General features: G+C 71.0%; 12 protein-coding genes. 9 read left to right on the plus strand and 3 right to left on the minus strand.

Going from position 1 to position 13,070, the window contains the following annotated elements; all coding sequences use genetic code 11:
- The first annotated feature begins 22 nt into the window (after positions 1 to 22).
- The 7 genes from AC2IPW_RS03785 to AC2IPW_RS03815 are packed head-to-tail and all read left to right on the plus strand — an operon-like array spanning position 23 to position 7,168.
- The gene (locus AC2IPW_RS03785) at positions 23 to 1,042 is read left to right on the plus strand and encodes an MCE family protein (protein WP_416062673.1); all 1,020 of its coding nucleotides are present in this window, start codon (positions 23 to 25) and stop codon (positions 1,040 to 1,042) included.
- Positions 1,039 to 2,097 carry an MCE family protein gene (locus tag AC2IPW_RS03790; RefSeq protein ID WP_486376332.1) on the plus strand — a complete coding sequence of 353 codons (1,059 nt, stop codon included), beginning with the start codon at positions 1,039 to 1,041 and terminating at the stop codon, positions 2,095 to 2,097. Before AC2IPW_RS03785 ends, AC2IPW_RS03790 begins: the two co-directional genes overlap by 4 nt.
- On the plus strand, positions 2,094 to 3,419 hold the full coding sequence (locus tag AC2IPW_RS03795) for an MCE family protein (RefSeq protein WP_416062675.1): 1,326 nt from the start codon (positions 2,094 to 2,096) through the stop codon (positions 3,417 to 3,419). The genes AC2IPW_RS03790 and AC2IPW_RS03795 overlap by 4 nt, the downstream gene beginning before the upstream one ends.
- Entirely contained in the window at positions 3,416 to 4,651 is a 1,236-nt protein-coding gene (locus tag AC2IPW_RS03800) for an MCE family protein (protein ID WP_486376333.1), read from the plus strand. The genes AC2IPW_RS03795 and AC2IPW_RS03800 overlap by 4 nt, the downstream gene beginning before the upstream one ends.
- Positions 4,648 to 6,063 carry an MCE family protein gene (locus AC2IPW_RS03805; protein WP_416062677.1) on the plus strand — a complete coding sequence of 472 codons (1,416 nt, stop codon included), beginning with the start codon at positions 4,648 to 4,650 and terminating at the stop codon, positions 6,061 to 6,063. Before AC2IPW_RS03800 ends, AC2IPW_RS03805 begins: the two co-directional genes overlap by 4 nt.
- Positions 6,063 to 6,593 carry a hypothetical protein gene (locus tag AC2IPW_RS03810; protein WP_054371599.1) on the plus strand — a complete coding sequence of 177 codons (531 nt, stop codon included), beginning with the start codon at positions 6,063 to 6,065 and terminating at the stop codon, positions 6,591 to 6,593. The genes AC2IPW_RS03805 and AC2IPW_RS03810 overlap by 1 nt, the downstream gene beginning before the upstream one ends.
- The gene (locus AC2IPW_RS03815) at positions 6,590 to 7,168 is read left to right on the plus strand and encodes a twin-arginine translocation pathway signal (protein ID WP_416062678.1); all 579 of its coding nucleotides are present in this window, start codon (positions 6,590 to 6,592) and stop codon (positions 7,166 to 7,168) included. Before AC2IPW_RS03810 ends, AC2IPW_RS03815 begins: the two co-directional genes overlap by 4 nt.
- 6 nt (positions 7,169 to 7,174) lie before the next feature.
- Here the strand turns inward: AC2IPW_RS03815 and AC2IPW_RS03820 are convergent, their stop codons facing one another.
- Genes AC2IPW_RS03820 through AC2IPW_RS03830 form a run of 3 tightly spaced genes read right to left on the minus strand, consistent with a single transcriptional unit; the run spans position 7,175 to position 9,408 of the window.
- Positions 7,175 to 7,699 (minus strand): response regulator, encoded by a 525-nt coding sequence (locus AC2IPW_RS03820; RefSeq protein ID WP_152975344.1) that lies wholly within the window; start codon positions 7,697 to 7,699, stop codon positions 7,175 to 7,177.
- The gene (locus AC2IPW_RS03825; protein WP_140188288.1) at positions 7,696 to 9,186 is read right to left on the minus strand and encodes an alpha,alpha-trehalose-phosphate synthase (UDP-forming); all 1,491 of its coding nucleotides are present in this window, start codon (positions 9,184 to 9,186) and stop codon (positions 7,696 to 7,698) included. The genes AC2IPW_RS03820 and AC2IPW_RS03825 overlap by 4 nt, the downstream gene beginning before the upstream one ends.
- Before the next feature lie 48 nt (positions 9,187 to 9,234).
- Positions 9,235 to 9,408, minus strand: a complete 174-nt coding sequence (locus AC2IPW_RS03830) for a hypothetical protein (RefSeq protein ID WP_003939603.1) — start codon at positions 9,406 to 9,408, stop codon at positions 9,235 to 9,237.
- Between the two features lie 157 nt (positions 9,409 to 9,565).
- Here AC2IPW_RS03830 and AC2IPW_RS03835 point away from each other — a divergent pair, with 157 nt between their 5' ends.
- Complete coding sequence (locus AC2IPW_RS03835; RefSeq protein WP_486376334.1) at positions 9,566 to 11,293, plus strand: ABC transporter transmembrane domain-containing protein; 1,728 nt, start codon at positions 9,566 to 9,568, stop codon at positions 11,291 to 11,293.
- On the plus strand, positions 11,290 to 13,056 hold the full coding sequence (locus AC2IPW_RS03840; protein WP_416062681.1) for an ABC transporter ATP-binding protein: 1,767 nt from the start codon (positions 11,290 to 11,292) through the stop codon (positions 13,054 to 13,056). The genes AC2IPW_RS03835 and AC2IPW_RS03840 overlap by 4 nt, the downstream gene beginning before the upstream one ends.
- Positions 13,057 to 13,070: the final 14 nt, after the last annotated feature.

Genomic DNA, 13,070 nt, shown 5'->3' on the forward strand with positions numbered 1-13,070 from the left:
CACACGAAGGCGAGGTGATCCGGTGAGGCCCACCACGGTCAAGTTCCTCGCCTTCACCGTCGTGATGGTGCTGATCTTCGCGGCGCTGGCGATCGTGTTCAGCCAGGTGCGATTCACCGGCACGCAGACCTATCACGCGACGTTCACCGACGTGTCCGGACTGCAGGCCGGTGACAAGGTCCGCATTGCGGGGGTGCCCGTCGGGTCGGTCGACAGCGTCGACGTCGGGCGAGACAATCAGGCCGAGGTGTCGTTCGACGTCGACGCCGAGCACACGCTGCTGGTGAGCACCAAGGCCACGGTGCGGTACGAAAACCTCGTGGGCGACCGCTATCTCGAACTGCTCGAGGGGCCGGGGACCAGTGAGACGCTGCCGGACGGCGGCACGATCCCGGTGTCGCAGACGGAACCGGCGCTCGACCTCGACCTGCTGCTCGGCGGATTCAAGCCGCTGTTGCAGGGCCTCGACGCGCAGCAGGTCAACGACCTGTCCGGCGCGCTGCTCCAGGTCTTCCAGGGTCAGGGCGGCACCCTGGTGTCGTTGCTGGGCAACACGAACTCCTTCACGAACTCCCTCGCCGACCGGGACCGGCTGATCGGCGACGTCATCGATAATCTCAACGCGGTCCTCGCCACCATCGACGAGAACGACCAGCAGTTCACCGAGACCGTCGACCGGTTGCAGACCCTGGTGAGCGGGCTCGCGCAGGACCGCGATCCGATCGGCACCGCCATCCCGCGGATCGCGGCCGGCACCGGTGATCTCGCGTCGCTGCTGCAGAGCAACCGGCCGGACCTGCAGTCGGTGATCGCCGAGACCAACCGCACCATGACGCAGCTCGACCTCGGGCGCGGCGACATCAACCGGACACTCGAACGGCTGCCGAACGACTACAAGAAGCTCATCCGGGTGGGGGCGTACGGCAACTTCTTCCAGTTCTTCCTGTGTGCCAACACGTTCAAGTTCTCGGGACCGGACGGGACCACCATCCGTTTCACGTCGGCCGAGCAGACGACCGGAAGGTGCGCGAAGATCGAATGAGTCCGATCCGTGAACGCAATCCCGTGCAGGTCGGCATCGTCGGCCTGTCCGTCGCCGCCGCGACGGTGCTCGCGGGCCTGCAGTACGACCAGTTGCAGTTCCTCTCCGGGGGCCTGACCTACTCGGCGTACTTCGCCGACGCCGGCGGTCTCGTGCCCGGCGACACCGTCACACTCGCCGGCGTCGACGTCGGCGAGGTCACCGACGTCCGTCTCGACGACCGGCAGGTGCTCGTCGCCTTCACCGTTCGCGACGGCATCGCCCTCGGCGAGGACACCGGCGCCGACATCAAGACGAACACGGTGCTCGGCCGCAAGTCCCTCGCCGTGCAACCCTACGGTTCGGGGACGCTGGACCCGCGCGAACCGATCCCGTCGACACGCACCGACTCCCCGTACTCGCTCACCGACGCCCTCGGCGACCTCACGACCACGGTGTCCGATCTCGACACCGAACAGATCGACGCCTCGCTCGATGCGCTGTCGGATTCGCTGCAGGACACCCCGCCCGAGCTGCGGGGGGCGCTCGAGGGCATGACCAGGCTGTCCCAGTCCGTCAACGCACGCGACGAGTCGCTCGAGGACCTGCTGGCCCGCGCCGAATCGGTGACCGGGATCCTCGCCGAACGCAGCGACCGGATCAACGCGCTCGTGGTGGACGCCAACGCCCTCTTCGGGGAGCTGAGCCTGCGGCGCGACGCGATCACCGAGCTGATCGCGAACATCTCCGCGGTCTCGCGGCAGCTGTCCGCCCTGGTGCAGGAGAACCAGGCGCAGATGGCTCCCACCCTGGACAAGCTCAACGCGGTGACCGCCAACCTGCAGGCGAACAAGGAGAACATCGCCGGCGCCCTGGACGGGCTCGGCCCGTACATCAGCGCGCTCGGCGAGTCCGTCGCGAGCGGTCCGTTCTTCAACGCGTACGTCTCGAACGTCCTGCCCGCGCCGTGGTGGAAGGCTCTGGTGGACAGCATGGTCGCCCCCGAACTGCTGCAGCAGGACCTGCAGGACATCATCCCGAAGAACCCGCCGTCGATCACGAAGGATGGCGAATGAGCACCGATACCCTCGAAGCCCCGGAGGACCGGTCCGGGAAGCGCCGCCGCGTGCTGCTGCCGGTGATCGCCGGTGTCGCAGTGGTGGCCCTGGCCCTCGTCGCGTTCGCCGTGGTGCCCGGCTGGGGCAAGCGCACCGTCAACGCCGAATTCGTCTCCACGAGCGGCCTGTACGAGGGCGACGACGTGCGGGTGCTGGGCGTGAGCGTCGGCAGGATCACCCGCATCGAGCCGGGCGACGACCTGGTGCGCGTGCAGATGCAGGTCGACGACTCCGTCGACATCCCGGCCGACGCCAAGGCGGTGATCATCGCGCAGAGCCTCGTGTCCGCGCGTTTCGTGCAGCTGACCCCGGTGTACTCGGGGGGACCGCAGCTCGCCGACGACGCGACGATCCCGGTCGAGCGCACCGCCTCGCCGGTCGAATGGGACCAGATCAAGACGGAACTGATGCGCCTGTCCGAGGCGCTCGGCCCCCAGGGGCTCGACCCCCAGGGCTCGCTCGGCCGTTTCATCGACACCGCCGCCGACAACCTCGACGGCAACGGCCTGACCGTCCGCGCCACGCTGCGCGAACTGTCCGACACGATGCACACCCTGTCGGAGGGGCGCACCGACCTGTTCGGCACCGTCCGGAACCTGCAGGCGTTCGTGTCGGTGCTCTCGACCAGCAACGACCAGATCGTGCAGCTCGGTGGCCGGCTCGCCTCGGTCTCGGACGTCCTCGCCGAGAGCTCGGGCCAGCTCGGCACTTCGCTTGCGGATCTCGATCTCGCGGTCGGTGACGTGCAACGGTTCGTGCAGGACCACCGGGTTGCGCTGACCGAGTCGGTGCAGCGCCTCGCCGACGCCACCGAGGTCCTCGCCCGCAAGCGACCCGAGATCGAACGGGTCCTGCACTCCGGACCGACGTCGCTGGCGAACTTCTACGACATCTACAAGCCCGCACAGGGCTCGCTCACCGGTGCGCTGGCGATCAGCAACCTCGCCAATCCCGTCGAGTTCATGTGCGGGTCCGTGGCCGCGGCGGCGAACGCCACCTCCGACCGCAGCGCGGAACTGTGCCGCCAGCAGCTCGGACCGGTGCTCCAGTCGCTGGCGATGAACTACCTGCCGGTCATGACCAACCCCATCGCCGCGGTGGAGGCGTTCCCCGACCAGATCCAGTACACCGAACCGGGTCTCGAGGCGGAAGCCGCGGCTGCGGGGCGGGGTACCGCGCCCGCGGACGCCGCGCCGCCGGCCGGGCCGCTGCCCGGCCTGCCCACCGTGACGGTTCCCCCCGACCTCGGTGCGCTTCTGCAGCCGGGAGGAGGACGATGAGCACCCGAATCCGGCACTCCCGCCCGGCGCGGCGCTGCGCCGCCGCCGCGACGGTGGTCGTGGCGGCCCTGACACTGACCGGATGCGAGTGGGAGGGCCTGAACTCCCTTCCCCTTCCCGGCACCGCCGGGCACGGCGAGGACGCCTACCAGGTGCGGATCCAGATGCCGAACGTGACCACCCTGACGCAGAATTCGCCGGTGCGGGTGGACGACGTCCAGGTCGGCAGCGTCACCAGGATCGAGGTCGAGGACTGGCACGCCCTCGTGACGGTGGCCCTCGACGGCGACGTCGCACTCCCGGCGAACGCGACGGCGAAAATCGGGCAGACCAGCCTGCTCGGCTCCCAGCACCTCGAACTGGGGGCGCCGGCGGACGAGCCTCCGCAGGGCCGCCTCGAGGACGGCGACCTGATTCCGCTCGAGCGGGCCGGGGTGTACCCGACCACCGAGCAGACGCTGTCGTCGCTGTCGGTGGTCCTCAACGGCGGTGGACTCGCACAGATCGACGACATCACCACCGAACTGAACGCGGCGCTGAACGGGCGGGAGGATTCGATCCGGAACCTGCTGCCGCGGCTCGACGAACTCGTCGGGACCCTCGACCGGCAGCGCGACGACATCATCGCCGCGATGGAGGGCATCGACCGCCTGGCATGGACGGTCGACGCGCAGAACGCCACCCTCGTCCGCGCCCTCGACGAGATGCCGGCCGCGCTGAACGTGCTCGTCGACCAGCGCCAGGACCTGACCACCGCGCTCACCTCGCTCGGTGAGATGAGCACCGTGGCCAGCCGGCTCGTCGAGAACAGCGGCGAGGACCTGCAGACCAACCTGCAGGCGCTGGCTCCGACACTGCGGGCGCTCGCCGACTCCGGCAACGCACTGACCGAGGTGCTCGGCGTGCTGTTGACCTATCCGTTCCCGCAGGCCGGCCTCGACCAGATCATCCGGGGCGACTACACGAACCTCGCCATGACCATCGACCTCACCCTCGAACGGCTGGACCTGAACTTCCTCACCGGCACGCCGCTCGCCGGGCGCCTCGCCGGACCGGAAGGCATCCTCGGCCAGGACGCCGGGCTGGCGGCCCAGTCCGCGGACCCGTTCCAGGCCCCGCTCGAGCAGCCGGCCGCTCAACCCGCACCCGGCCCGGCCGGGACCCTGTCGGTCCCCGGCCTGGGTGAGATCACCATTCCGGGGCTGCCCCCGCTGGAGGTGCCGGCGCCGTGATGCTCTCGAAGTTCGTCCGGATCCAGCTCGCGATCTTCGCGGTGCTCACGGTGGTCGGGCTGCTGGTGATGTCGCTGCAGTACGTCAAGCTCCCGCAGCTGTTCGGCGTCGGCCGGTACACGGTGATCGTGGAGCTGACGTCCACCGGCGGCCTCTACCCGCACGCGAACGTCACCTACCGCGGCAACACCGTCGGGGTGGTCGACAAGGTGCAGCTCTCGCCCACCGGGGTGGAGGCGATCCTGTCGATCGACAGTGACCGCGCGATCCCCGCCGATGTCGACGCGGCGGTGCGCAGCGTGTCCGCCGTCGGCGAGCAGTACGTGGACTTCGTTCCGCCGCAGAACGGTTCGAGTGGGGAGTACCTGTCGGACGGCGATGTGATCCCCGCCGACCGCACGTCGGTGCCGCAGGAGGTGGGTGAACTGCTCGACCAGGCCGACGTCCTGCTCGCCAGCATCAGCGACACTCGGCTGCGCACCGTCGTCGACGAGTCGTTCGACGCGTTCAACGGTTCGGGACCGGACCTGCAGCGCCTGATCGACTCGACCCGCCTGTTCGTGCAGGAGGCGAATGCGGGCAGCGAGGAGACAAAGGTACTGCTCGATCAACTCGGTCCACTCCTCGACACCCAGGTCGTCACCAGCGACGCGATCCGGTCCTGGACCCGGGACATGCTGACGTTCACCGACGGGCTACGGGCCGCCGATACCGACCTGCGGTCGGTACTCGCGAAGGGACCGGGCGCCGCGGCCGAAGCCGAACAGCTGCTGCAGGACCTGCGGCCGACGCTGCCGCTGCTGCTGGCCAACCTGGTCAGCATCGGGGAGGTCGGGGTGATCTACAACGCCGGTATCGAACAGGTCCTGGTGCTGTACCCGCCGATGACCACGGCCCTGATCACCGCGGCCGGCAGCGGACCGGCAGAGGACGGCGCGGTGGTCGACTTCCACCTGCAGCTGCACGATCCGCCGCCGTGCCTGTCCGGCTTCCTGCCGCCCGAGCAGTGGCGCAGCCCTGCGGACACCACGATGGTGGACACCCCCGGTGATGTGTACTGCAAGCTCCCGCAGTCGGATCCGAACGCCGTGCGGGGCGCGCGCAACCTGCCGTGCATGGAGTTCCCGGGCCGGCGCGGACCCACGCCGGAGGCGTGCCGCAACGGGTACCAGCCCGAGTACCTCGACAATCCGTGGCGGGGCGCGCCGACGCCCGTGCAGTCGGAGGGCGACGTGCCGGTCCCGGCCTCCCATGCAACCGGCACGAACCCGGCCGCATCCGCCGGGGTCACGGCGCGGGGCATCGACCCGGCGACAGGGACGTACATCGGTCCCGACGGTACGGTGTACCGCAGCGTCGACACCGGCCCCGAGACCAGTTTGGAGACGTACATGAAGGCGCAGCAAGGCTGATGGCAGACGAACAGACCACCCCGACGTCGACGGCGGAGACCGCACCCACCCGGCCGGGCCGGGTGCTGCCCGCGATCGCGGCCGTGATCGTCCTCGCCCTGGTGGGCGCCGGGGTATGGCTGTGGCTCGACGCGAGAGCCGACCACGACCACGACGCCCGGCGGGCGGCGTACCTGCAGGCCGCGCGGCAGACCGTGCTGAACCTGACCACCATCCACCCGCAGAGCGCGGCGGCGGACGTGCAGCGCCTGCTCGACGGGGCGACCGGTGACTTCAAAGCCGAATTCGAAGGCCGCGAGGGGCCTTTCGTCGACGTGGTGACCAAGGCGAACGTCGACACCACCGGGGAGGTCATCGAGGCCGGCATCCAGACCGAGGACGGCGCCTGCATGTCCTCGCTCGTCGCCGCGCGCTCGATGGTCAGCAACGCGGAACAGACCGAACCCGAACCGCGCGACTTCCGGCTGCGGGTGACGATCTGCGACGAGAACGGCCGGTTGCTCGCCTCGAAGGTGGACTTCGTACCGTGACCGAGAATTCGAAGGACGACGCCGTGACCCGGACCGACGACACCACGCGTGTGGACGCCGCGGAGAACGCGCCGGCACCGCCCCGCTCCGCAGGAGGTCGGCGACGGCTGCTGCTCGCGACCCTCACCGCCGCGGCGATCGTGCTCGCCGGCCTCGTCGGATTCGGCGTGTACGACAAGGTCGAGCGCGACGGTGCCGAGGCCGCCCGGACCGAGGCCCTGCAGGCCGCCGAGGAGCAGGCCGTCGCGATGCTCGCGTACGACCACGGCACGGTCGACGAGCAGGTCGCCGCGGCCGCCGACGGGCTCACCGGCGACTTCCGGGACGAGTACACCAACCTGATGAAGAACGTCATCGCGCCCGGCGCAAAGGAGAAGTCGATCACCGTTCAGGTGAGTGTGCAGGCGTCGTCGGTCGTGTCGGCCGAGGCCGACCGGGCGGTAACCTTGTTGTTCCTCAACCAGATCACCACCAGTTCCGTCAATCCCGAAGCGGTCAGCAGCGGCAGTCGTGTGCGTGTCGAACTCGAGAAACACGACGGCCGGTGGCTGGTGAGCCGCCTGACGCCGGTGTGAGCCGGATCAGCGACCGGGCAGGCGCACCATGTGCACGAAGAACCGGTCGATCTGCCGCACGGTGGCAACGAACCTGTCGAAGTCCACCGACTTGGAGACGTAGGCATTGGCCCGAAGCCGGTAACTGCGCACGACGTCCTCCTCGGCGGTGGACGTCGTCAGCACGACGACCGGGATGGATGCCAGGTCGGGATCGGCCTTGACCGCCTCGAGCACCTGCCACCCGTCGTACTTCGGCAGGTTCAGATCGAGCAGCACCAGCGCGGGCCGCACGGCGTCGGCGTGGTCCCCCCGCCGGTGCAGGAAGTCGAGGGCCTCCGCGCCGTCCCGCACCACGTGCAGGGTGCTGCCGATCTCGTTGGCCTCGAACGATTCCCGAATGATCAGCTCGTCCCCGGCGTCGTCCTCGACGAGCAGCACGTCGAGGGAACCGGTAGGCGTGCGTTGCGCCGGGACGTCGGCCGGCGCCGCCTCGATGCGCTCCGGCGACGGTGGGGAACCGTAGTCCTCGCGGTCCGGTGTGCTCGTCACTCGGGCTCGCCGACCTCCGCCGGCGCGATCAGCGCCGGACCGGCCGCGCCCTGATGGGCGAGCGCGTCGAGGAAGGACCGGGCCCACCGGTCCACGTCGTGGGCGAGGACCTGCCGGCGCAGTGCCCGCATGTGCCGCCGGCCGTCCTCGCGCGGCTGGTTCAGGGCCGCCTCCATCTTGTCCTTGACGTCCTCGAGGTCGTGCGGATTGCACAGGAAGGCCTGGCGCAGTTCGGCTGCGGCCCCGGTGAATTCACTCAGGACGAGGGCGCCGCCGAGGTCGCTGCGACACGCCACGTACTCCTTGGCGACGAGGTTCATGCCGTCGCGCAGCGGTGTCACCAGCATGACGTCGGCCGCGACGAAGAACGCGATCAGTTCGTCCCGCGGAATGGGCCGGTGGATGTAGTGCACCACGGGCCGGCCCACCTCGGCGTACTCGCCGTTGATCCGGCTGACCGTCTTCTCGATGGCGCCGCGCATCTGCACGTACGACTCGACGCGTTCCCGGCTGGGGGTGGCGAGCTGCACCATCACCGTCTCAGCCGGATCCACGCGCCCCTCGGCGATCAGCTCGAGCAGTGCGTCGAGGCGGACGTCGATGCCCTTGGTGTAGTCGAGCCGGTCGACGCCGAGCATGATGTGCTTCGGATTGCCGAGTTCCTTGCGGATCTGCTTGGCGCGGTCGCGGATCGGCTTGCGGCGGGCCTGCTCGTCGAGCTGCCCGGAGTCAATGGAGATGGGGAACGCCCCGACGCGCACCGCCCGGAACCCCACCTGCACCACCCCGAGTTTCGAGCGCACGCCCACGGTGCCGCGGGAGGTCTGGTGACCGGCCAGCCGGCGCGCCAGGTACAGGAAGTTCTGGGCGCCGCCGGGCAGGTGGAAGCCGATCAGGTCGGCGCCGAGCAGACCCTCGACGATCTCGGTCCGCCACGGCATCTGCATGAACAGTTCCACCGGCGGGAACGGAATGTGCAGGAAGAAGCCGATGGTCAGGTCCGGGCGCAGCATCCGCAGCATCTTCGGCACCAGCTGCAGCTGGTAGTCCTGCACCCACACCGTCGCGCCCTCGGCGGCAGCCTTCGCGGTCTCCTCCGCGAACCGGCGGTTGACCTCGACGTAGGTGTTCCACCACTCGCGCCGGTACTCCGGCCGGACGATCACGTCGTGGTACAGCGGCCACAGCGTCGCGTTGGAGAAGCCCTCGTAGTAGTCGGCGATCTCCTGCGCGCTCAGCGGGACCGGATACAGCTCGAGGCCGTCCTGGACGATGGGGTCGAGTTCGGCGTCGGCGACACCGGCCCAGCCGACCCACGCTCCGCGGTTGCTGCGCAGGATCGGCTCGAGCGCGGTGACGAGGCCACCCGGGCTGCGCTTCCACCGGGTCGAGCCGTCCGCAAGACGCTCGAGGTCGACGGGCAGGCGGTTCGCGACGACGACGAAGTCCGAACCACCTGCGCGCGTCGACTCCTCAGCTGCAACCACGTGGTGCCCCCTGTCCTTGTCCGACTGTCCCTGTCCGGCGGTGTCCGATCAGTCCATCTTCGGGTTCGGGCCGATGCCGAGCATGGACAGCAGCATGCGGCACTCGTCCGCATCCTCCGCGTAGGCAGCGACGACACGCTGCGCCTGGCGGGCTGTCTCGTCCGCGACGGGTTCGAGTTCCTCGTCCGGAATGTCGTTCTCGGTGGTGGCGTCCGCGGCCATGGTTGTTCCTCCCGGGCTTGCTGCTCCGTTCGAGCAGGTCATTCGTAGTGCGACTCTATGAGAACCGGCGCTTCCGACGCCACCCGCGCTGCAAGTTAGGGTTGACTCACTTCTCGGGGTGGTGACGTGGAACGGAGAGTTTCGTGTGGTGGAACGCATGAGCGGTGACGGCGACCGCCGGGTCGGCGACGGGAAGAAGCCAGGTCGGGGGCTGTTGCGGCGCACGATCGCGAACCAGCGGATCGCGCTGGCAGTCGGCACCCCGCTGGTCTCGCTGCACCAGGTGATGGAGACCCTCGTGCCCGTCGCCATCGGGGTGATCATCGACGGGCCGGTCACCGACGGCGACGTGTCGATGCTGGTCGTCGCCCTCGCGGGACTCGCCGCGTTGTTCGTCGTGCTCACCTACTCGTGGCGTTTCGGTGCGCGCCGGCTCGTCGCGGCGATCGAGGCGGAGTCGCACCGGCTACGGGTCGCGGTGGCCCGCCGGATCCTCGATCCGCGCGGGGTGCGCACCTCCCTGCGCACCGGGGAACTCCTGGCGGTGGCGACGACCGACGCCGGGCGGGCCGCGCAGATCCTGCACGTGGTGCCCGCCACCGCTGCGGCCGTCACCGCGGTGGTCGGGGCCGCCGTCGCGCTGCTGCTCGTCGACGTCCCGCTCGGTCTGCTGGTGCTGCTGGGCACACCCGCGATCCTCGTCGCGCTCGACCGCGCCACCCCGTTGCTGACCCGGCGCATCACCGCACAGCAGGAGGCGGTGGCGCGAGCGTCGGGTCTGGCGACGGACCTCGTCACGGGTCTGCGGCCGCTGCGCGGCATCGGTGCCGAACCGGCCGCCGCCCAGCGTTACCGGGACGCCAGCGCGGACGCGCTCGCCTCGACACTGCGCGCGACCCGCGCCCTCGGCGTCTATACCGGAACCTCGTCGGCGGTGAGCGCGCTGCTGTCCGTCGCGGTCGCGGGCGTCGCGGGCTGGGCCGCGCTGGCGGGCCGGATCTCGGTCGGCGAACTCATCACCGTCGTGGGCCTGGCCCAGTTCGTCGTCGAACCGCTCGGGACGCTCGCCGCCCTGCCGTCGACGTGGGCCGCGTCCCGCGCCTCCGCCGATCGGCTGGCGCTCGTGCTGCACGCGCCGTCGCTGCTGCCCGCCGGAACCGGGACACCGTCGGACGGCAGCCTCGAGCTGCGCGGGCTCGGCTACCGGTCGCTGCGCAGGATCGACCTGACCGTCGCGCCGGGGGAACTGCTCGGTGTCCTCGCCCACCGGTCGCAGGACGCGGAGGCCCTCGCCGACGTGCTGTCCGGCCAGGTGCCGCCGGAGGACGTCCGCGGCGAGCTGACCGTCGGGGGAGTGCCGCTCGGTGCGCTCGACCCCGTCGCCGGACGCCGGACCGTTCTCGCGGAACCCCACCACAGCGACCTGTTCGCCGGAACGCTCGCCGACAACATCACCGCCGGTATGAGCCGGCCGTCCGACGGCATCCCCCCGGAGGTGCTCGGTGCCTCCGCCGCCGGGCAGGTCGCCGACACCCATCCGGACGGCCTCGACCAGCGGATCGTCGACCGCGGCAGCAGCCTGTCCGGAGGGCAGCGGCAGCGCGTGGCGCTGGCCCGGGCGCTGGCGCGGCGCGCTCCGGTGCTGGTGCTGCACGAGCCGACCACCGCGGTCGATGCCGTCACCGAACAGGCCGTCGCGGAGGGGATCGCGCGCCTGCGGCACGACGGTGACGAGCACACGACCGTCGTCATCACCTCGAGCCCGGCGCTGCTCGCCGCCGCCGACCGCGTGGTCGTGATCGACGACGGTGCGATCGTCGCGTCCGGCACCCACGCCGAACTGTCCGCCACCCACCCCACCTACCGAGCGGCGGTGCTGCGATGACGAGCAACGAGTCCGAGCTGCTGCCGATCGCCTCCGCCGGACGGTCGTGGCGCTGGCTGGGAGCACAGCTGCGCGACGTGCCGGGGCGGGTCGCGCTGACCGTGGCGGTGTCCGTCGGGGCGGCGATCGCCGCGGTGGTGCCGGTGCGCGTCCTCGGTGTCCTCGTCGACCGGGTGCGCGAGCAGGCCCCGATGTCCACACTCGGATGGGTCGTCGCGCTGATCGCGGCGGCGGCGGTCGTCGGCGGCGTGCTCGAGGGGGCCGGCCTGCACCTCGTTGCGCGTCTCGGCGAGACGGTGCTGGCGCGGCTGCGCGAGACGGTGCTGGCGCGGGTGCTGACCCTGCCCCCCGAGACCGTCGAACGCGCCGGGCACGGCGACGTCCTCTCCCGCGTCGGCGACGACGTCGCGGTGCTGGCGAAGGCACTCGGCTCGGTGGTGCCGCAGCTGGTGGCGGCGCTGATGCTGGTGGTGGTCAGCGTCGCGGCGATGGTCGGAATCGACTGGCGGCTCGGTCTCGCCGGCCTCGTCGCGCTGCCGATGTACGCGCTCGCCCTGCGCTGGTACCTGCCCCGCTCGGCACCGCTGTACGCTGCGGAGCGGGTCGCGATGGGCGAACGGTCGCAGGCACTCGTCAGCAGCATGCACGGGGTGCGCACGGTCCGGGCCTACGGCCTCGACACGGCCCACCTGTCCGGCATCGATGCCGCCTCGGCCCGGGCGCGCGACCTCACCGTCGGCGTGTTCGGTCTGTTCACCCGGTTCGCGGGTCGTGCCAACCGCGCCGAATTCGTCGGTCTCGCAGCGCTTCTCGTCGCCGGATTCGTCCTGGTACGGGCCGATGCGGTGACCGTCGGCGAGGCCACGGCGGCGGCACTGCTGTTCCACCGCCTGTTCTCGCCCCTCGGGCTGCTGCTGTTCACCTTCGACGACGTCCAGTCCGCGGGCGCGAGCCTCGCCCGGCTCGTGGGCGTCGCCGACCTCCCGGCGGCGCAGACCCGGGAAAACGGTCCGTCCGACGAGCCGCGCGGCGGCCCGCCGGCGCTGGAACTGACCGGGGTGCGGCACCGGTACGCGCACGGTCCCGAGGTCCTGCACGGCGTGGACCTGAAGGTTGCGCCGGGGGAGACGGTGGCCCTGGTCGGCTCGACCGGCGCCGGGAAGTCGACGGTCGCCGCTGCCGCGGCCGGGGTCGTCACGCCCACCTCGGGTGAGGTCCGTATCGGTGGCCGGGCGCTCTGCGAACTCGGCCCGCGGCTGCGCCGCCACGTCGTCGTCGTCAGCCAGGAGGTGCACGTGTTCGGCGGCCCCCTGCTCGACGACGTGCGCCTGGCCCGGCCCGACGCCACCGTGGACGAGGTCGCGGCGGCACTCGACGCCGTCGGGGCGGGCGAGTGGGTCCGCGCCCTCGACGACGGCGTGCACACGGTCGTCGGTGAGGGCGGCCGTCCCGTGACCGCGGCCCAGGCCCAGCAGCTCGCGCTGGCTCGGGTGCTGATCGCCGATCCGCAGGTGGTGGTGCTCGACGAGGCGACGGCGGAGGCCGGCAGCGCGGGCGCCCGGGCCCTCGAAACCGCTGCGGCGGTCGTGACGCGAGGACGCACCGCGCTGGTCGTGGCGCATCGGCTGACGCAGGCCGCGGCGGCGGACCGGGTCGTCGTGCTCGAGGCGGGCCGGGTCGTCGAGGAGGGCCCGCATGCGGCGCTCGTCGCCGCCGGAGGCCGCTACGCGCGGCTGTGGCGCGCCTGGCAGGGCGGCGACTGAGGATGTGCTGGCAG

This window comes from Rhodococcus sp. NS-SX18, from assembly GCF_057367935.1.

Bases quoted from the DNA above. Each gene is read 5' to 3' on its own strand.
- AC2IPW_RS03790 (WP_486376332.1), top strand. From the start codon at position 1,039: ATGAGTCCGATCCGTGAACGCAATCCCGTGCAGGTCGGCATCGTCGGC.
- AC2IPW_RS03795 (WP_416062675.1), top strand. From the start codon at position 2,094: ATGAGCACCGATACCCTCGAAGCCCCGGAGGACCGGTCCGGGAAGCGC.
- AC2IPW_RS03800 (WP_486376333.1), top strand. From the start codon at position 3,416: ATGAGCACCCGAATCCGGCACTCCCGCCCGGCGCGGCGCTGCGCCGCC.
- AC2IPW_RS03810 (WP_054371599.1), top strand. From the start codon at position 6,063: ATGGCAGACGAACAGACCACCCCGACGTCGACGGCGGAGACCGCACCC.
- AC2IPW_RS03830 (WP_003939603.1), bottom strand. From the start codon at position 9,408: ATGGCCGCGGACGCCACCACCGAGAACGACATTCCGGACGAGGAACTC.
- AC2IPW_RS03835 (WP_486376334.1), top strand. From the start codon at position 9,566: ATGAGCGGTGACGGCGACCGCCGGGTCGGCGACGGGAAGAAGCCAGGT.
- AC2IPW_RS03840 (WP_416062681.1), top strand. From the start codon at position 11,290: ATGACGAGCAACGAGTCCGAGCTGCTGCCGATCGCCTCCGCCGGACGG.